This window comes from Novacetimonas maltaceti (assembly GCF_002906255.1).
Lineage (GTDB): Bacteria > Pseudomonadota > Alphaproteobacteria > Acetobacterales > Acetobacteraceae > Novacetimonas > Novacetimonas maltaceti.
Genome location: NZ_POTC01000028.1, coordinates 1 through 18,706, shown reverse-complemented (window position 1 = coordinate 18,706; position 18,706 = coordinate 1). Strand labels below are relative to the sequence as shown.

The 18,706-nt window shown below is 65.2% G+C and carries 14 protein-coding genes and 1 pseudogene; 12 read left to right on the top strand and 3 right to left on the bottom strand.

Annotated elements, in window-relative coordinates; translation table 11 throughout:
• Window positions 1-124 precede the first annotated feature (124 nt).
• The gene (locus KMAL_RS10460) at window positions 125-1,093 is read right to left on the bottom strand and encodes an MlaD family protein (protein ID WP_110095652.1); all 969 of its coding nucleotides are present in this window, start codon (window positions 1,091-1,093) and stop codon (window positions 125-127) included.
• A 258-nt stretch (window positions 1,094-1,351) separates the two neighbouring features.
• Here KMAL_RS10460 and truB point away from each other — a divergent pair, with 258 nt between their 5' ends.
• The 4 genes from truB to KMAL_RS10440 all read left to right on the top strand — a co-directional run bounded on the left by truB (window position 1,352) and on the right by KMAL_RS10440 (window position 6,547).
• Window positions 1,352-2,272, top strand: coding sequence for a tRNA pseudouridine(55) synthase TruB (truB, locus tag KMAL_RS10455; protein ID WP_110095651.1), 921 nt, complete (start codon window positions 1,352-1,354; stop codon window positions 2,270-2,272).
• A gap of 35 nt (window positions 2,273-2,307) precedes the next feature.
• Window positions 2,308-2,577, top strand: a complete 270-nt coding sequence (gene rpsO, locus KMAL_RS10450; RefSeq protein ID WP_003617029.1) for a 30S ribosomal protein S15 — start codon at window positions 2,308-2,310, stop codon at window positions 2,575-2,577.
• Between the two features lie 300 nt (window positions 2,578-2,877).
• Window positions 2,878-5,010: a polyribonucleotide nucleotidyltransferase gene (gene pnp / locus KMAL_RS10445; protein ID WP_110095650.1), complete on the top strand. Its 2,133-nt coding sequence runs from the start codon at window positions 2,878-2,880 to the stop codon at window positions 5,008-5,010.
• 118 nt (window positions 5,011-5,128) lie between these two features.
• On the top strand, window positions 5,129-6,547 hold the full coding sequence (locus KMAL_RS10440) for an NAD(P)H-dependent flavin oxidoreductase (RefSeq protein WP_110095666.1): 1,419 nt from the start codon (window positions 5,129-5,131) through the stop codon (window positions 6,545-6,547).
• 382 nt (window positions 6,548-6,929) lie between these two features.
• On the opposite strand, the gene rdgB is transcribed toward KMAL_RS10440, so the two are convergent.
• The gene (rdgB, locus tag KMAL_RS10435; protein ID WP_110095649.1) at window positions 6,930-7,547 is read right to left on the bottom strand and encodes an RdgB/HAM1 family non-canonical purine NTP pyrophosphatase; all 618 of its coding nucleotides are present in this window, start codon (window positions 7,545-7,547) and stop codon (window positions 6,930-6,932) included.
• Window positions 7,544-8,272: a ribonuclease PH gene (rph, locus tag KMAL_RS10430; protein WP_110095648.1), complete on the bottom strand. Its 729-nt coding sequence runs from the start codon at window positions 8,270-8,272 to the stop codon at window positions 7,544-7,546. Before rph ends, rdgB begins: the two co-directional genes overlap by 4 nt.
• Window positions 8,273-8,527: 255 nt before the next feature.
• On the opposite strand from rph, the gene hrcA reads away from it, so the two are divergent.
• From hrcA to KMAL_RS17905, 8 genes and pseudogenes are all read left to right on the top strand, one after another.
• Window positions 8,528-9,598, top strand: a complete 1,071-nt coding sequence (gene hrcA, locus KMAL_RS10425) for a heat-inducible transcriptional repressor HrcA (RefSeq protein WP_110095647.1) — start codon at window positions 8,528-8,530, stop codon at window positions 9,596-9,598.
• A gap of 216 nt (window positions 9,599-9,814) precedes the next feature.
• A complete protein-coding gene (locus tag KMAL_RS10420) occupies window positions 9,815-10,699 on the top strand; it encodes an aldo/keto reductase (protein WP_110095646.1) in 885 nt (294 codons plus the stop codon).
• Window positions 10,700-10,821: 122 nt separating this feature from the next.
• A complete protein-coding gene (locus tag KMAL_RS10415) occupies window positions 10,822-13,470 on the top strand; it encodes a penicillin-binding protein 1A (protein ID WP_110095645.1) in 2,649 nt (882 codons plus the stop codon).
• 80 nt (window positions 13,471-13,550) lie between these two features.
• Window positions 13,551-14,682 (top strand): peptide chain release factor 2 gene (gene prfB, locus KMAL_RS10410; RefSeq protein ID WP_110095644.1). Its coding sequence is split into 2 segments (ribosomal slippage): window positions 13,551-13,619 and window positions 13,621-14,682, totalling 1,131 coding nucleotides; the frame shifts between segments, so codons are not numbered across the junction.
• A 290-nt stretch (window positions 14,683-14,972) separates the two neighbouring features.
• Window positions 14,973-15,281, top strand: coding sequence for a hypothetical protein (locus KMAL_RS10405; protein WP_146044199.1), 309 nt, complete (start codon window positions 14,973-14,975; stop codon window positions 15,279-15,281).
• Between the two features lie 103 nt (window positions 15,282-15,384).
• Complete coding sequence (locus KMAL_RS10400) at window positions 15,385-16,152, top strand: MotA/TolQ/ExbB proton channel family protein (RefSeq protein ID WP_110095642.1); 768 nt, start codon at window positions 15,385-15,387, stop codon at window positions 16,150-16,152.
• 258 nt (window positions 16,153-16,410) lie between these two features.
• Window positions 16,411-17,625: a hypothetical protein gene (locus KMAL_RS10395; protein WP_110095641.1), complete on the top strand. Its 1,215-nt coding sequence runs from the start codon at window positions 16,411-16,413 to the stop codon at window positions 17,623-17,625.
• 298 nt (window positions 17,626-17,923) lie between these two features.
• Window positions 17,924-18,343 (top strand): annotated as a pseudogene (locus KMAL_RS17905) (response regulator transcription factor); the annotation flags it as partial.
• Window positions 18,344-18,706: the final 363 nt, after the last annotated feature.

The window sequence follows — 18,706 nt, the reverse complement described above, 5'->3', positions numbered from 1 at the left end:
GGATCGCGATCCCTGCCGGGTCCGGGCAGCGCCCGGATGCTACTTTTTGCGATACCCCTTCATCGGGGAAAACCGGCAATGAAGCCCCACCAGCCTGCTCCATATCAATGAAGCAGGGCCGCAATCAGTTGCGGCGACCCATCAGCAGAAGCTGGGGATTGCGCTCCACATCGGTGGCAAAGCCGCGCAGGGCCGAGGCCGCAGCCGCAAGGTCACGCAGCGAGGAATCGAGGTTGGCGCGGTCCGCCGAACTCGGCGCGGTGATGTCATGCAACCCGGCAAGGGTCTGGCGCGCTTCGGTCACGGTATTGTTGGAATTGAGCAGCAGGTCATGCAGTTCCGCCCCGCGCGAATCCAGTTGCTGCGTGCCGCTGTTGGCCAGCCGGTCGATCGAGGCCAGCGTCACGTCAAGCCGCTTGTCGAGGTCGCGGATTGTGTCGGTCGCGGTATCGACGGTCACGCGGCTGCGGTCGGATGTTTCCTTGACGCTGGTCACCAGCGGGGGCAGGTCCTTGTCCAGCCGGTCGGCGAGGCTGCGGATGCTGACCAGCATTTCATCGGCGTTGGTCGCGATCGTCTTCAGTGGCAGCGTCGTCAGCGTATCGGTCAGCTTCTGCATTTCCGATTCGCGCACCGGGATTTCCGTCAGGTCCGACATGCCGGGATGCAGCTGTGGCGGCGTCGCGGGGTCGAACGACAGGTCGATTTCCTCCTGCCCGGTGACAAAGCTCTGCATATGCAGTTCCGCGCGCAGGCCGTGGCGGATCAGGTCCGGCAGGCCCTCGGCGGTCAGGCCCTGACTGTGTTCGGTGGATTTGGTGCGGTCCGCGCGCAACTGGATCGTGACGGGGATGTATGCCTTGTGGGAGGCGGGATCGAACTTGATGCCGATATTTTCCACCGTGCCGACCTGCACGCCTTCCAGCGTGACGGGAGCCCCGATTCCCAGCCCGTTGATGGCCCCGTCGAAGATCACGACGGCGTTGTTGGTGGCGGAAAACGGGTGGAATTTGCCGAACAGGACGACTGCCGCGACCCCCAGCAGCGCACCACCCAACACGAAAGCGCCGACCGTGGTCTGCCGTTCTGCCATGTGTTCAGGTCTCCCTACGACGCAATATTAAAGAGGTTTCAGTCCAATCCGCCTTACGCGACCGGTCATCAAGGATGACACCAGAATGCCCGTCGCGAAAGCGGGGCCGCCGGATGGCTGGCATGTTCCCGCCGGGGCGTTTTACCATACGCGGGCGCAACGGCCATCCCCATGGCGCAAGAATTAGGCCATTGCCCCGTCCCGGCGCGTCGTTTACACGCACGGGCCTTGGTTCTTTGGCAAAAGGTTCTTGTGCTGATGCGACGCAGGCGTGGACGCCCGATTGATGGCTGGCTGATTGTGGACAAGCCGTCAGGCATGACGTCAACGCAGGTTGTCGGCCGTGTCCGGTACCTGTTCGATGCGTGCAAGGCCGGGCATGGCGGCACGCTTGACCCGCTGGCGACGGGGCTTCTGCCGATCGCGTTCGGCGCGGCCACGAAAACCGTTCCCTATGTGATGGACGGGACCAAGCGCTATCACTTCACCCTGCGCATCGGCGAGGCACGCGATAGTGATGACGCCGATGGCACGGTGACCGAAACATCGGACGTGCGGCCGGACAATGCGGCGTTCGAGGCGGCGCTGGCGGCGTTTCGCGGGGACATCATGCAGGTGCCGCCGGTCTTCTCCGCGCTCAAGGTCGGGGGGAAGCGTTCCTATGACATGGCGCGGGAGGGACGCCCCCCCGAACTGCCGCCGCGCCCGGCACGCATCGACCGTTTCGAGCTGATCGCGCGTCCCGACGCGGACACCGCCATCTTCGAGGTGGAGTCCGGCAAGGGGGTGTACATGCGCTCGCTCGCACGCGATATCGCGCGGGCCTGCGGGACCGTGGGCCATGTCGCGGCGCTGCGGCGGCTGCAGGTGGGGCCTTTTGGGGAATCGGATGCGATTATGCTGGACAAAATCGTCGCCAGCGCCGACAACGCGCCTGCCTCGCCGGATCTGCTGCTTCCGGTCGCGACCGCGCTGGACGACATCCCGGCGCTGGCCGTGACTCCCGAAGAAGCAGACTCCCTGTCGCACGGGCAGGCGCTCAGCCTGCTTGACCTGATGGGCCGGATTCCGGATGCCGTCGATCCCCGCAGCGGGGTCGTGCGCGTGATGGACGGGGCGCGTGTCGTGGGCCTGTGCCGTCCTGCTGATGGATGGCTGCGGCCCGTGCGCATGCTGTAGACAGAACCTCTTTTTGAGATACACGGAGCAACCCGATGTCGATTACCCCGGAACGCCGTACGGCGCTTATTGATGAATACCAGACCGCAGCCAAGGACACCGGTTCGCCGGAAGTGCAGGTTGCGCTGCTGACGGAACGGATCGTCAACCTGACCGAACACCTGAAGACCCACGCGAAGGACTTCCATTCGCGTCGTGGCCTGCTGATGCTCGTCGGTCGCCGCCGTCGCCTGCTTGATTATGTCAAGCGCAAGAGCCAGACCCGCTACGAAACGCTGATCAAGCGTCTGGGCCTGCGTCGCTGATTTGCGGCATGGCGGGATCGCATTCATAATGCGCCCGCCGTGGGTCGCGCGGTGGTTGGACGGTAACGCCCTGTAACCCCGCGCGACCCCGCATTTCGTGGCATTCAATCGTGAATGCCGCAAACACGCTGCCGACATGACGGCGGAGACACCCGGACAGGGTCGCAGCGTTTCAGGCCACATGGTGTATTGGCGGTTGGCCCGTCATCACTCCATGCCGTCCGAGGCGCTGCCATCGACATCCCAATGTTCGGTCCGCTCTGCTCCGTTTGCGGTAGCCAACGGACAGGAACTGTCTGCATGTTTGATTACTTCCGCACTGAAATCGAGTGGGGTGGCCGCCCCCTCATCCTTGAGACGGGCAAGATCGCGCGTCAGGCCGATGGCGCGGTTGTCGCCACCTATGGCGATACGGTCGTGCTGTGCACCGCCGTCGGCGCCAAGAGCGTCAAGCCGGGGCAGGACTTCTTCCCGCTGACGGTCAACTACCAGGAAAAGGCCTATGCCGCGGGCAAGATCCCCGGTGGCTTCTTCAAGCGCGAGGGCCGTCCGTCCGAGGCCGAAGTCCTCAATTCCCGCCTGATCGACCGTCCGATCCGCCCGCTGTTCCCCGAGAACTTCCGCAACGAGGTGCAGGTCGTCGCCACGGTGCTGAGCCACGACATGGAAAACGATCCGGCGATCGTCGCCCTGATCGGCTGTTCGGCGGCGCTGACGCTGTCGGGCGTTCCGTTCTTCGGCCCGGTCGGCGCGTGCCGCGTGGGCTATATCGATGGCAAGTACGTCCTGAACCCGACCATCGGGCAGATGAAGGACAGCGAGCTTGACCTCGTCGTCGCCGGCACGGAAGAAGGCGTGCTGATGGTCGAATCCGAAGCCGTCGAACTGAGCGAGAAGGTCATGCTCGGCGCGGTGACGTTCGGGCACGAGGCGTTCCAGGAAGTGATCGACGCGATCATCGACCTGGCCGAACACGCGGCCAAGGCGCCGTGGGACCTGGTCGAGCCGACCGCCGAAGAGATCAAGCTGCGCAAGAAGATCGACAAGCTGGGCCGCAAGGCGATTGCCGAGGCGTACCAGGAGCGCGTCAAGCAGGCGCGTTACAAGAAGGTCGCCGCAGCCAAGGACGCGATCCTCGCCAAGCTCGACCCGGCCGAGGCCGAAGCGGCGAAGCCGATGCTCAAGGAGCTTGAGGCCAACGTCGTGCGCTCCGCCGTGCTGGAGACGGGGCATCGCATCGATGGCCGCGACCTCAAGACGATCCGCCCGATCGTCTCCGAAGTCGGCATCCTGCCGCGCGCGCACGGTTCCGCCCTGTTCACCCGTGGCGAGACGCAGGCGCTGGTCGTCGCCACGCTGGGCACCGGGCAGGATGAGCAGGTGATCGACGCGCTTGAAGGCGAATACCGCACCAACTTCATGCTGCACTACAACTTCCCGCCGTTCTCGGTCGGGGAATGCGGCCGCATGGGTTCGCCCGGCCGTCGTGAGATCGGCCATGGCAAGCTGGCGTGGCGCGCGGTGCATCCGCTGCTGCCGGGCAAGGACACCTTCCCGTACACGATGCGCGTTGTCTCCGAGATCACGGAAAGCAACGGCTCCTCCTCCATGGCCACGGTGTGCGGCACGTCGCTGGCGCTGATGGATGCGGGCGTCCCGCTGAAGCGTCCGGTCGCGGGCATCGCGATGGGCCTGATCAAGGAAGAGGAAGAGTTCGCGGTCCTGTCCGACATCCTTGGCGACGAGGATCACCTCGGCGACATGGACTTCAAGGTCGCGGGCACCGAAAAGGGCATCACCGCCCTGCAGATGGACATCAAGATCACGTCCATCACGCCCGAGATCATGGAAATCGCGCTGGACCAGGCGCGCGGCGGCCGCATGCACATCCTTGGCGAGATGGGCAAGGCGCTGACCGAAGGCCGTTCGGACGTGTCCGCGTCGGCGCCGAAGATCACGACGATTTCCGTGCCGAAGGAAAAGATCCGCGACGTGATCGGCCAGGGCGGCAAGGTCATCCGCGAGATCGTGGAATATTCGGGTGCGAAGATCGACATCAATGACGATGGCACGATCATGATCGCGGCGTCGTCGGACGAGCAGGCGGAAAAGGCGATCGAACGCATCCGCGGCATCGTGGCGGAGCCGGAAGTCGGCAAGATCTACAACGGCAAGGTGGTCAAGACGGCCGATTTCGGCGCGTTCGTGAACTTCCTTGGCCCGCGTGACGGGCTTGTCCATATCTCCGAACTGGCGCAGGGCCGCGTCGCCAAGACCACCGATGTCGTCAAGCAGGGCGATGAGGTGAAGGTGAAGGTCCTCGGGTTCGATGACCGTGGCAAGGTTAAGTTGTCCATGCGGGTTGTCGATCAGGAAACCGGTGCCGATATCGGTGATGCGGTTGGCGCGAAGGCCGGTCGCGGCGCGCGCTGAACACGGATCGCGGACACGACCGACATGAGGGGCCGGGCGCGGGGGAATGTCCCCCGTGCCCATGGCCCCGGCGACATGGCCGGTGTGGACCGGTTTTACAGATGACGATGGAATGACGATGAAGGCGATCAACACGATCCGGATGGGTGGGGTGGATATCCTGCCCCTGGTCGAGGGCGGAAAAGGGGTTTCGATCTCCACCGGGGCCTCGTCCGGGCATTGGGCCGCGGCGGGCGGCGCGGGAACGGTATCGATCGTGAATGCCGATTCGTACGATGCGGACGGGAACATCGTCCCCCAGACCTACCGGGGACGGACCCGTCTGGAAAAGCATGAGGAACTGATCGATTACGCCATCCGTGGCGGCATCGACCAGGTGCGCATCGCCCATGAGATCGCAGGCGGCAAGGGACGCATCCATGCCAACATCCTGTGGGAAATGGGTGGGGCGGAGCGTGTGATCCGCGGCGTGCTCGAAGGCACGAAGGGCCTGATCAACGGCCTGACATGCGGGGCGGGCATGCCCTACCGCCTGTCGGACATCGCCACCGAACATGGGGTGTACTACTACCCCATCGTGTCGTCGGCGCGCGCGTTCAATGCGCTGTGGCGCCGGTCGTACCACAAGAGTGGCGAGCTGCTTGGCGGCGTGGTGTACGAGGACCCGTGGCGCGCGGGGGGCCATAACGGCCTGTCGAACACGGAAAACCCCCTTGCCCCCGAAGATCCGCTGCCGCGCGTGCTGGCGCTGCGCAAGCAGATGCGCGCCTTTGGCCTTGATGACACCCCCATCATCATGGCGGGCGGCGTCTGGTGGCTGGAGGAATGGCAGGACTGGATCGACAATCCCGAACTCGGGCCGGTGGCGTTCCAGTTCGGCACGCGTCCGCTGCTGACCCGCGAAAGCCCGATTCCCGATGTGTGGAAACAGCGTCTCATGACGTTGAAGAAGGGCGATGTGTTCCTCAACCGCTTTTCGCCCACGGGTTTCTATTCCTCGGCGGTGAACAACGACTTCCTGCGTGAACTGCGCGCGCGTTCCGAACGCCAGATCGCCTTCTCCACCGAGGCGGTGGGCGAACATGCGACGTCCTTCAGCGTGGGGGCGCGTGGGCGCGTCGTCTATGTGACCCATCCCGATAGCGAACGCGCCGCCCTGTGGCAGCGCGAAGGCTATACCGAGGGGTTGCGCACGCCGGACAACACGCTGGTGTTCGTCACGCCGGAAAAGGCGCGCGAGATCCTGTCGGATCAGGCGGCGTGCATGGGGTGCCTGTCGGAATGCCGCTTCTCCAACTGGAGCCAGCGTGGGCCGTCCTACACCAACGGGCACAAGGCCGACCCGCGTTCCTACTGCATCCAGAAGACGTTGCAGACGGTGGCGCATGCCCATGGCCCCGATGCGGGGGATGTCATGGAACACAACCTGATGTTCGGTGGCACCAATGCGTGGCGGTTCGCGACCGATCCCTTCTATGCCAACGGGTTCGTGCCCACCGTGGCGCAGCTTGTCGAACGGATCATGACCGGGCGCTGATGCTGCCGCCTGCTGGCATGAATGGAACCGCACAAAACCCTGCCATGGCATCGTGGCAGGGTTTTTTGTGAAAGTCTCAGAAGTTGCCTTTTCTTCAAAAGGCGACGTCCCTTGAAGCTTTTTGAAAAAAGCTTCACCAAAAACTTCTATAATTTTAGCATTTTATGAGGTCTGCTGTTTCAGGCAGCCCCCAGGTCATGGTTTCCAAAGGGCAATGCCCTTTGGCGGGTTTCAGGGCAGCGCCCTGAGAACACCGCTTGCAAAAAAGAACGCCGCCTTTCCGGGAAAAGGCGGCGCCCAAAAACTTTTCTTATTTATCAATGCCTTGTTTTTAAAACCCTGTCCGCGACCCAGGGGTTTTTTATGCGATGACGCGCGGCCATCACGCGGGTTGCAGGCATCCATCGCGAAAAAGGTTAAAAGCGAGGCCACGGTGGCTGATGGCGTTCTTCTGTTCTTCCGTCATCTGCGCGAAGGTCAGCGTGCTGCCATCGGGGGCGAAGATCGGGTCATAGCCATGGCCATGTTCCCCGCGTGGTGGCCAGACGACCTGCCCGTCGATGCGGCCTTCGAACATTTCGGTCTCCCCGTCGGGCCATGCCAGGCACAGGACGGAGACGAACCATGCCTCCCGGTCCGGGTTGTCGCCCATCAGGTCATGGATGCGGCGCATGACGGCGGGGAAATCCTTGTTCGGCCCGGCCCAGCGGGCCGACAGGACGCCCGGGTCGCCGTTGAGCGCACTGACGCAGAACCCCGAATCATCGGCCAGCGCGGGCAGGCCTGCTGCCCGTGCCGCCGCCAGCGCCTTGATTTCGGCATTGCCTGAGAAGGTGGTGGCGGTTTCCTCCGGCTCCGGCAGGCCCAGTGTCCCGGCGGAAACGACCTTGATGCCATAACCCGACAGCAGGGAGGAGAACTCGGCCAGCTTCCCGGCATTGTGGCTGGCAAGGACAAGCGTATCACCGCGACGCAGGCGGCGTGTGGGGCCGCCGCTCATGCCGCCACCGCCTGCGCCACGGCGTCACGCTGGATTTCGAACAGGCGCGCCGTGCCGACCTGCGCCAGACGCATCAACTCGTTGAACTGCTCCTGGGAGAAGGGGGCCTGTTCCGCCGTCCCCTGGATTTCGACGATGCCGCCGGTTTCGGTCAGCACGAAATTGGCGTCCGCCGACGCATTGCTGTCTTCGGCGTAATCGAGGTCCAGCACCGCACCCGCCTGCGTCAGGCCACATGACACGGCGGCAACCTGCGCGGTGATCGGCAGGGCGGGGAGCACGTTCGCCCGCACCAGGCCATCCAGCGCGAGGCGCAGCGCCACCCATGCGCCGGTGATGGCGGCGCAGCGCGTGCCGCCATCGGCGTTGAGCACGTCGCAATCCACCGTGATGGAGATTTCGCCCAGCGCCTTGAGGTCGATGCCCGCACGCAGCGCGCGTGCGATCAGGCGCTGGATTTCGTGGGTGCGGCCACCCTGCTTCCCCTTTGCGGCCTCACGCGGGCCACGATTATGGGTCGCGCGCGGCAGCATGCCGTATTCGGCCGTGACCCAGCCCTGTCCCTTGCCACGCAGGAAAGGGGGGACGCGGGATTCGACGCTGGCGGCGCACAGGACCTCGGTCCCGCCCATGCGGATCAGCGCGGACCCTTCGGCATGGCGGGCGAAGCCGGTCTGGATGGAAACAGGGCGAAGGGCGTCGATGGCGCGGCCGGATGGGCGCATGAAGGAAACTCCCGATGAAATCCAGTCTCGCGGCATAGCGCGCAAGCCCCGCTCTTTCCAGTCCCGTCACCCGGTGCGCGGGCCATGGCGCGGTGGAATTGTGGGGGAGGGGCCATATCATGTGATTGTCGCAACAACGGCTTGTCCCTATCCTTGTCACCGGGACATGGCCACGCCAGATCCATCATGGGCAGGCACCATGCGGTTGCCACCGCCCGGAAGGTCCCTGGTGTGAAGGGGAGGAGGGAGAACGACATGGATATCGGGGCACTGTCTTCGCGTCCTGCCCTGCCGCCGGGGCTCGATGCGCGATCCGCCGCCATCCTGCGTGAGATCGTCGAGCAGTATGTGGAAACCGGCGACCCGGTGGGGTCGCGCACCCTGTCGCAGCGCCTGCCGCTGTCGCTGTCGCCCGCGACGATCCGCAACATCATGGCCGACCTGACGGAAGCCGGGCTGCTGTTTTCGCCGCACACGTCCGCCGGGCGCCTGCCGACGGAAAAGGGCGTGCGGCTGTTCGTTGATGGCCTGCTGCAGTTCGGCAGCCTGAGCGAGGAGGAGCGCGAGACGATCACCCGCGCGCTGGAGGTGCGGGGGCGTTCGCTTCAGGACATGCTGGGGGAGGCATCGCTGATGCTCTCGGGCCTGTCCTCGGCCGCGGGTCTGGTGCTGGCCCCCAAGAGCGATGGCACGATCAAGCATATCGAATTCGTCGCCCTTGGCCCGGGCCGCGCGCTGGTCATCCTTGTCGGTTCCGACGGGCAGGTGGAAAACCGCGTGATCGAGATCCCTTCCGGCCTGCCGCCGTCCGCACTGGTGGAGGCGGGGAATTACCTCAATGCGCACCTGTCGGGCCGCACGCTCGACATCCTGCGTGAGAAGGTGAGTGGTGACATCGCGGCCAACCGCACCGAACTCGACCAGTTGACGACGGAGGTCGTGGCCAGCGGCCTTGCGACGTGGAGCGATGCGGAGGAACGTGGCGGCACGCTGTTCATCCGGGGGCAGGGGCGGCTTCTGTCGGACGTGACGGAGATCGAGCGGCTTTCGACCATCCAGATGCTGTTCGACCGGCTGGAGACGCAGGAGACGATGCTGCGCCTGCTCGACCTTGCGTGTGAATCCGAAGGGGTGCGGATCTTCATCGGCGCGGAAAGCGGCCTGTTCGGGATGGCGGGGATGTCGGTGGTGATGGCGCCTGCGCGCACCGATTCCAACCGCATCGTCGGTGCGATCGGCGTCATTGGCCCGACGCGCATCAATTATGGGCGCATCATTCCCGTGGTGGATTACACCGCGCGGGTGATCGGGCGCATGCTGGGCTGAACTGATGGATAGTAAGAGAAGTTTTTGGGTGCCGGCTTTTTTCAAAAAGGCGGCGTCCTTGAAGCTTTTTGCAAAAAGCTTCACCAAAAACTTCTGAAGGATCTTTCCGGTCTGCCGTGGCCTGCATGGGCCACAGGGCAGGGTCCGTGCAACCTGTCGTGCGTCCGCCCGTCATCAGGTGACAGACTGTCGTGCCCAACATGAAGGAGTAAGGCCATGACCGTATCCCCCTCACGTCCCGGCGGGACCTTCAGGATCGGTGGCGAACTGGAGGTCGCGCGCCTCGGCTTCGGGGCGATGCGCATCACGGGACCGGGTATCTGGGGCCAACCCGCCGACCGTGAGGCCGCCCTTGCCACGCTGAGGCTGCTGCCCGAACTTGGCGTCAACTTTGTCGATACCGCCGACGCCTACGGCCCCTTCGTCAGCGAGGAGCTGATCCATGAGGCCCTGTCGCCGTACAAGGGGATGGTGATCGCGACCAAGGGCGGGCACACCCGCCATGGCCCCGACATCTGGTGCCCGGTGGGCAATCCTGACTACCTCCAGCAATGCGTGCTGATGAGCATGCGCCGCCTCGGGGTGGAGCGTATCGACCTGTGGCAGCTGCATCGCGTCGGCCCCGACACCACGCCGGAACGACAGTTCGAGGCGATCGCCGCGATGCACGCGCGGGGCCTGGTCCGCCATGTCGGCCTGTCGGAAGTCACGGTGGAGATGATCGAGCGCGCGCGCCTGTATTTCCCGGTCGCGACGGTGCAGAACCGCTTCAACCTCGTCAACCGGTATTCGGAGGAGGTTCTGGACTACTGCACGCGCGAAAATATCGGCTTCATCCCGTGGGCGCCGCTGGCGGCGGGGGGGCTTGCGCGCGGGGACAACGTGCTGACCCGCGTGGCGCAGGCGCGCGGTGCGACCACGGGGCAGGTGGCGCTGGCGTGGCTGCTGCGGCGTTCGCCGGTCATGCTGCCCATTCCCGGCACCTCCAGCCCCGACCATGCCCGCGCCAATGCGCAGGCCGCCACGCTGTCGCTGACGGACGCGGAATTCGACGCCCTTGACCGCGATGGCCGCGCGGAATGGGACCGCCTTCGCGCCTGACCCACAACGGGCTGTCATGCGTGCCTTGCGGATCGGGGGCGACGTGGGCGCCGGACGGTGCTAGGACAGGGACAGACCAACAGGGGGCAGACCACAGTCCCTATTTCCCTATTGGATACCGGATGACGCTTGCTGACGGATCGGGCCGCGATGGCCGGGTGGATGGAACCTCTGATGCCACGCGCGATGACGGGCGTACGGGCGACCGGCGTCCGCGCCCGCCCACAGGTGGACCGCGCCCGCGCTATCGCCTCGTGCGCAGGCTCGCGGGGGGGGTGCTTGGGGTCGTCCTGCTGGCCGGGGGGATCGGTGGTGTCGTCGCGTGGCAGGAATATAATCGCCTTGCCGAAGGGCTGCCGACCGTGGACGGGCTGCGCACCTACCAGCCCCCGGTGATGAGCCGCCTTTATTCCGGCGATGACCAGATCATGGCGGAACTCGCGGCGGAGCGGCGGATCTTCGTCCCCTACAGCGCGATTCCCGAACGCGTCCGCAATGCCTTCCTCGCGGCGGAGGACCAGAAGTTCTTCACCCATGGCGGCGTGGACCCGCTGGCGATCATCCGCGCGGGGCTGACGGACCTGATGATGCACGGTTCCAAACATCGGCCGATCGGGGCGTCCACCATCACGCAGCAGGTGGCGCGCATCATGCTGCTGGGCTCCAACGCCGTGTCGATGGAGCGCAAGGCCAAGGAGGCGCTGCTGGCGATGCGGCTGGAGCAGACGCTCTCCAAGCAGCAGATCCTCGAGATCTACCTCAATGAGATCTATCTCGGCGACGGGGCGTACGGTATCGGGGCGGCGGCGCAGACCTATTTCAACAAGCCGCTGGACCAGCTGGACAATGCGGAGGCCGCGTTCCTTGGCGCGCTGCCCAAGTCACCCACCAACTACAACCCCGTGCGCTTCCCGCAGGCGGCAACCGGGCGGCGCAACTGGGTGCTTGAACGCATGGCGGAACTGCACGCCATCACCCCGCAGGAAGCCCGCGCGGCAGAGCAGGAACCGCTGATTCCCTCCTCCTTCACGCGTCCCGGCCCGGTGCCCGGTTCCGAATGGTTTTCGGAGGAGGTGCGCCGCCAGCTGATCGAGAAATACGGCATCAATTCCACCATGGAAGGCGGCCTTTCGGTCCATACCAGCATGGACCCGCACCTGCAGCAGGTGGCGACGGCGGCCCTGCATGAGGGGCTGATGCGCTATGACCGCGCCCATGGCGGCTGGCGCGGGCCGGTGACGCACCTTGATGACGTGGACGCGCATGGGGACTGGGCCAACGCGCTGGCACGGGTCAGCGCGCCGGCCTCCATGCTGACGACATGGCGCCTTGCGGTCGTGCTGTCGGCGGCGACGGGGCAGGTCGGCTGGCTGGAGGGCACGTCGCCCGCCATTCCGCATACCGGCGAACTTCCGGCGCGCGACCGTTCATGGATGCGCGCGGGCAAGGGGATTGCGACCGGCGATGTCGTGATGGTCGAACCGATGGCCGACAGTTCGGGCGTCGCCCTGCGGCAGGTGCCGCGTGTCGAAGGGGCGCTGACGACCATCGACGTGCGCACCGGGCGCGTGCTGGCGATGGTGGGGGGATGGTCGTTCCGCGCATCGCAGTTCAACCGCGTGACACAGGCCGCGCGCCAGCCGGGTTCGTCGTTCAAGCCGTTCGTCTACCTTGCCGCGATGGAGCAGGGGATCTCGCCATCGCAGAAATTCGACGATTCGCCAGTATCCTATGGGGAATGGCACCCCAACAACTATGAAAAGGATTTCTGGGGCCCGACCATGCTGCACGACGCCCTGCGGGAGTCGCGCAACCTTGTCACCATCCGCCTTGCGGCGCAGATCGGCATGAAGTCGGTGGCCGACATGGCGCAGAAACTCGACCTCGTGCATTCCATGCCGCTGGTGCTGCCTGCCGCCCTTGGCGCGGTGGAAACCACCGTGATGCGGGAGGCCGGGGCCTATGCAACGCTTGCGGCGGGCGGCCATCTGGTGACGCCGACGCTGATCGACGATGTGAAGGACCGCAACGGCAACGTCATGTGGCGCGCGCCGGGCCTGCAGCTTGCCCCCGCGCCATCGTCATCGCCATCGCCGGTGGCCCCCGATGCCCCGGCCCCGGATGCGACGGCGGGCGCCGATACGACCGGCCCCGTGCTGGAGGATACGCGCCCGCAGGTCGTCTCCGCCGACAGCGCGTACCAGGTCGTGACCATGCTGCGTGACGTGATCCGTCGCGGCACCGGCGTGCGCGCCGGCGTGGGCATCGACCGGCCCGTGGCGGGCAAGACCGGCACCAGCCAGGACTTCAACGATGCGTGGTTCGCCGGATTCTCTCCCGACCTCGTGACGGTGGTGTGGATCGGCTTTGACACGCCGCAGAGCCTTGGGCGCAACGAAACCGGCGGCGTGATTGCCGGGCCGATCTGGAACCAGGTGATGAAGGTGGCGTTGGCGGACCGGCCGCGCCTTGATTTCCGTACGCCCCCGGACATGCGCCTTGCGCAGTACAATACCGGCATGGGCATGGCGATCGACGCCTTCAAGCCCGACCAGCAGCCCGGCATCAGCGTCGATATGGGCGCAGGCGCGATCGGTACCCTGACGGCGGCCGATACCGGGGCGGAGAACATGCCTGATTCCGAAAGCGACATGGCGACGATGCCGGGCCATGGTCCGGTGGGCAATGGCGTGCCGGGCGCGGTGTCGCCCGGCCCGTCCGCGGCCCCCCCGCCTTCCGGGGGTGACATCGGCATGGGTGGCCTGTATTGACGCCTGACAGGTCGGCCTGCCCGCGCGCGGGCGGTCCGGCCCACGTGTCCTTAACACGATGAGCTGAGGAGTAAGCCCCGATGTCTGCCGAGACCGAGGCCCTGAATGACCAGATCAAGCAGTCGGTGGCGCTGCTGAGGAGGCATCTTTGACTGGGATGTCGCAATCGAACGCCTCGCGGAACTGAACAACCGCGTCGAGGATCCCGACCTGTGGAATGATGCCGAAGCCGCGCAGAAGCTGATGCGTGAGCGCACCCTGCTGGCGAACCAGATCGAGGGCGTGCAGAAGCTTGAGGGCGAGGTGCGCGACACGCTCGAACTCGTCGAGCTTGCGGAGATGGAAGGCGACGGCGATGTCGTCGCCGAGGGCGTGCAGGCCCTGCGCGCGCTGGCCGAGGAAGCGAAGCGGCGCGAGACCGAAAGCCTCCTCTCGGGCGAGGCGGACGGCAATGACTGCTACCTTGAGGTCAATGCCGGCGCCGGCGGGACGGAGGCGCAGGACTGGGCGGAGATGCTGCTGCGCATGTACACCCGCTGGGCGGAGCAGCACGGCTACAAGGTGACGATGATGGAAAGCTCCGAAGGGGAGCAGGCCGGGCTGAAATCCGCCACCATCCTCATCAGCGGCCCCAACGCCTATGGCTGGCTGAAGACGGAGGCCGGGGTCCACCGGCTCGTGCGCATCTCCCCCTTCGATGCGGCGGCGCGGCGGCAGACCTCGTTCGCGTCGGTGTGGGTCTATCCCGTGATCGACGATTCCATCGAGATCGACATCAACGAGGCCGACCTGCGTGTCGATACCTTCCGCGCATCGGGCGCGGGCGGGCAGCACGTCAACAAGACGGAATCGGCCATCCGCATCACCCACATCCCCACCGGGATCGTGGTGGCGTGCCAGACCGACCGTTCGCAGCACCGCAACCGCGCGACCGCGATGGCGATGCTCAAGGCGCGGATGTACGAACAGGAACTCCAGCGGCGCGAGGCCGCGGCGGCGCAGACCGAGGCGGCGAAGACCGATATCGGCTGGGGCCACCAGATCCGCTCGTACGTCCTTGCCCCCTACCAGCTGGTCAAGGACCTGCGGACCAACCTGGAAAAGACGAATCCGGGCGCCGTCCTTGATGGTGACCTTGACGACTTCATGGCCGCCTCCCTTGCCGCACAGGTCGGGGCCACCCGGTCTGAGGCCAGCGCCCAGGCGCAGTGACCCGCGCAGGCCCTTCCGGGAAGGAGGGGCCGCGCGTGATCGTGTTTTCACCTCCATGTCCCGCCATGCCGGGGCATGGAGGCGTGCCCTTTCGCCCCTTTTTGGACCGGGTGTGAGGCACTTGCGGGAAAATTGTTCCGTTTCCGGTGCATAACCGCCTTGACATGCGACGGCGGAAACCGCCCAATCCCATAACAGGCACCCATCATGCATCATGCCCTGTTCCGTCGGGCGGGCAGGCATGCGCGGCGGTGCCATGGTGCTGGTTTGGGATGAAGGGTGGTTCCGGGATGGATTATGTAAGACTGCAACGTCGGCAGACCCCATTCGGACGGGTGATTGCGGGTGTTGCGGCGCTGCATGTCATTGCCGTGGGCGTCCTTGCCTATGGCCTGCATCCCAAATCGTGGAACATGTTTCCCTCTCCGCCCCGGGCGCAGTTGATCCCGTTGCGGATTGTCAGGGACGCGCCCTCCTTCCTGCCGGCCGCCGTGCCGCAACATGGCCCTGTCCTTTCCCCTGTCCCGGTCGTCCCGGTCGCGCCGCCCGATATCGCGCGGATGCTGCACGGGCATGACCAACCGGTTCATGACAAATGACCGCTTCCCCCATGGCGGGCCGGTCCCGGCCCTGTCGTCTGCCGGTTCCTTGTATTGCTGGAACCCCGCACCGTTTCTTTCCCGTCAGAGGATCTTGATTACAATGACCCGACAGCATCGTATCCTTCTTACCGCGGCCGTAGTGCTGATGACGGCCGCACCGGCCATGGCTTTCGCCGCAGGCGGAGGAGGGGCGGAGGCCAACCCGTATGGTCTGGGCGCCCTGTGGTCGAACGGTGACTTCATTGCCCGTACCGTCCTGCTGATCATGGTCGTCATGTCGGTCGGCACCTGGTACATCATGATCAGCAAGTTCCTGGAACAGGCGCGTATCCTGAAGGATGCGAAGATCATGAAGAGCGAATTCTGGACCAAGCCGACCATCCAGGCCGGTTCGGACGCGATGCCCGAAAGCTCGCCCTTCCGCTACATCGCGCAGACCGGCATCACCGCCGCCGAACATCACGAAGGCACGATGCAGGAAGCGATCGACCTGCATACCTGGACGACGATGTCGATCCTGCGTTCGGTCGAACTGGTGCAGACGCGCCTGCAGGGCGGGCTTGCCTTCCTCGGGACCGTGGGTTCGACCTCCCCGTTCGTTGGCCTGTTCGGCACGGTGTGGGGCATCTATCACGCGCTGACGGCCATCGGCATCGCGGGCAACGCCTCGATCGACAAGGTTGCCGGCCCGGTCGGTGAATCGCTGATCATGACGGCCATCGGCCTCGGTACCGCGGTGCCGGCGGTTCTGGGCTACAACCTGCTGGTGCGCCGTAACAAGGGCGCGATGGACGAGGTCCGCAACTTCGCCGCCGACGTGCAGTCGGTGCTGCTGGGCGGGTACCGTCACCTCGACCCCAATAGCTGAGGCAACACCGGCGCGCGGCGGGATATGGCCGCGCATCCGTACTGGCAGGGCCGGCGTTGGTCATGACGTCGGCCCGTGCCGTTTCTGGGCCGGGGATGTGCGCGCCGGACAGCCCTTCTTCCTTGCAGGGCGGTGAATATTGCGCTGTCATTCCGGTCATGCGCGGCGCGGTCCGCGATTACGGGTCATGACCGATTCATGGAAAGGACACTCAAGTTGAAAACCACTAATCTGAAATCGTCGTTCCGGGCGCGTGCCATGCTGCTGGCCGGTGCGGTGACGGCCCTGCCGTTGTCCGTGTTCCTGATGGTCCAGCCCGCGCAGGCCGCCGACGTCCTGGGTGAGAAGGTGGGCAAGAACCTCCAGACCGCGCAGACGGCGCTTGCCGCCCACAAATATGCCGAGGCCATGGCCGCCGTGAACGCCGCGGATGCCGTGTCGGGCAAGACCGATTACGAATCCTATACCATCGAGCAGATGCGCGGGGCCGTCGCGGCGTCTTCGGGCAATGTCGCCGTCGCCATCTCGGCTTATGACAAGGTGATCGCCTCCCCGCGCACGCCTGCGGCCATGAAGGAGCAGCTGGCGCTGAGCGAGGCTGGCATGGCCTACGGTGCGAAGGATTATGCCCGTGCGGCGCAGATCGCCGACAAGTATGTCAAGGCGGGCGGCGCGAACCCGCAGATGTACACGATCCTGATCCAGTCCTATTACCTGGGCAAGGATTACGCCAACGCCGCGCGCGCGCAGCAGGCGCAGATCGACATGCAGGCCAAGGCGGGCACGAAGCCCACGGAAAACCAGCTCCAGCTTCTTGCGGCGTGCCAGACGCAGACGCATGACCAGGCCGCGCTGACGAAGACCTATGTCGCGCTTGCGACCTATTACCCCAAGCCCGATTACTGGGCGCAGGTGGTGCATTCGGCGCTGAGCAACCCGCACATGGCCGGGGCGCTGCGGCTGGATGCCGACCGCGTCCGTCTGGCGGCGGGACTGGTGAAGACGCCGGCGGAATATATCGACATTGCCGAACTGGCGATGCAGGCGGGCCTGCCGCAGATCGCGCTTGACGTGATGAACGAGGGATACAGCGCCAACGTCCTGGGCCATGACGCGGGGGCCGCGCGTGAAGACCGGCTGAAGCAGATGATCACCCAGACGGTTGCGGACCGCAAGGCGAACATCGCCACGGCGGAAACGCAGGCCCAGCAGGCGCCCAATGGCAATGCGCTGGTCACGACCGGCTACAACTACGTGACGTTCGGTCAGGCGGACAAGGGCCTGCAACTGATGAATGCGGGCATCGCCAAGGGCACGACCGACGTGAACATCGCCAGGCTGCATCTGGGTCTGGCGCAGGCCGCCGCCGGGCAGAAGGCCGCCGCGATCACCACCCTGAAAAGCGTGGGTGGCGACAATGGCGCGCAGGATATCGCGCAGTTCTGGGTGCTGAAGCTTGGCGCACCGTCCTGACGTGATGGATAAAGGTTTCCGGTGACGCTTTTTTCAGGAAGCGCGGGGAAAACGCCGCCTTTCCAGATCGAAAGGCGGCATCCGGAAACTTTTATGATTTTCGCGGGCGGATTTACCGGACGGCGGAAGGGGCGTGACGGCACCCCCTTCCGCCGTTGTCGTTTGCGGGCATGTGAACAGCGGTTGCTGACATTTTATGACATATGACGCACCCTTTTGCCCCATCCGCACGTTGGATAAGGTGAAAGCTGCACATCCAGCGATCATTGTTCGAATTTCGAGGGAAATACTGCCAGGCATGACCACACATCCATCTGTTGATCCTGATCTTCCCGCCCGTATCGTGGTTGTCGAGGACGATGCCGGCATGCGTACCCTGATCGTGCGTGCCCTGCAGGGGGACGGCTATCGCGTGCGTGGGGTACAGGACGCATCGGAAATGTGGGACGCGCTGGTGGCGCAGCCCGCCGACCTGATCATCCTTGATGTCATGCTGCCCGGCACGAACGGGCTGGACCTGTGCAAGGCCCTGCGCTCTGGCGAGGCAAGGGGCCCCGCGGGGGGCGCGGATGTCAGCGAGGTCCCGATCATCATGGTGTCCGCCCGTGGGGAGGAACTCGACCGTGTGCTGGGGCTTGAACTCGGCGCTGATGACTATGTGCCCAAGCCGTTCGGGCAGAAGGAACTGCTGGCGCGCGTGCGTGCGGTCCTGCGGCGGCGTGGCGGCGGGATCACGACGCCAAGTGCCGGGCGCCCGCGCAAGGAGACGCTGCGTTTCTCCGGCTGGACACTGGACCTGCGCCGCCGCGAACTGACGGACCCGTCAGGGGCGGCGGTGGAGATTTCCGGTGCGGAGCATGACCTGCTGACCAGTTTCCTTGACAATCCGCAGCGCGTGATCGGGCGTGACCGCCTGCTGGAACTGTCGCGCACGCGCCTGGGTGACGTGTCGGACAGAGGTGGTCCCCATTTTTCGGACAGGGCGATAAGCTATCATCTGGCCTGAACGAGGACGGGTTTTATGGGCAAGGTTACGCGGAAACGGTATGCGGCAGAGTTCAAGTCACGGGTTGCGCTGGAG

Excerpts from the sequence above, each read along its gene's own strand:
- KMAL_RS10395 (WP_110095641.1), top strand. The coding sequence starts at position 16,411 with ATGCTGCTGGCCGGTGCGGTGACGGCCCTGCCGTTGTCCGTGTTCCTG.
- hrcA (WP_110095647.1), top strand. The coding sequence starts at position 8,528 with ATGGATATCGGGGCACTGTCTTCGCGTCCTGCCCTGCCGCCGGGGCTC.
- rdgB (WP_110095649.1), bottom strand. The coding sequence starts at position 7,547 with ATGAGCGGCGGCCCCACACGCCGCCTGCGTCGCGGTGATACGCTTGTC.
- pnp (WP_110095650.1), top strand. The coding sequence starts at position 2,878 with ATGTTTGATTACTTCCGCACTGAAATCGAGTGGGGTGGCCGCCCCCTC.
- KMAL_RS10400 (WP_110095642.1), top strand. The coding sequence starts at position 15,385 with ATGACCCGACAGCATCGTATCCTTCTTACCGCGGCCGTAGTGCTGATG.
- KMAL_RS10405 (WP_146044199.1), top strand. The coding sequence starts at position 14,973 with ATGGATTATGTAAGACTGCAACGTCGGCAGACCCCATTCGGACGGGTG.
- rph (WP_110095648.1), bottom strand. The coding sequence starts at position 8,272 with ATGCGCCCATCCGGCCGCGCCATCGACGCCCTTCGCCCTGTTTCCATC.
- truB (WP_110095651.1), top strand. The coding sequence starts at position 1,352 with ATGCGACGCAGGCGTGGACGCCCGATTGATGGCTGGCTGATTGTGGAC.
- KMAL_RS10460 (WP_110095652.1), bottom strand. The coding sequence starts at position 1,093 with ATGGCAGAACGGCAGACCACGGTCGGCGCTTTCGTGTTGGGTGGTGCG.
- KMAL_RS10420 (WP_110095646.1), top strand. The coding sequence starts at position 9,815 with ATGACCGTATCCCCCTCACGTCCCGGCGGGACCTTCAGGATCGGTGGC.
- KMAL_RS10415 (WP_110095645.1), top strand. The coding sequence starts at position 10,822 with ATGACGCTTGCTGACGGATCGGGCCGCGATGGCCGGGTGGATGGAACC.
- KMAL_RS10440 (WP_110095666.1), top strand. The coding sequence starts at position 5,129 with ATGAAGGCGATCAACACGATCCGGATGGGTGGGGTGGATATCCTGCCC.
- rpsO (WP_003617029.1), top strand. The coding sequence starts at position 2,308 with ATGTCGATTACCCCGGAACGCCGTACGGCGCTTATTGATGAATACCAG.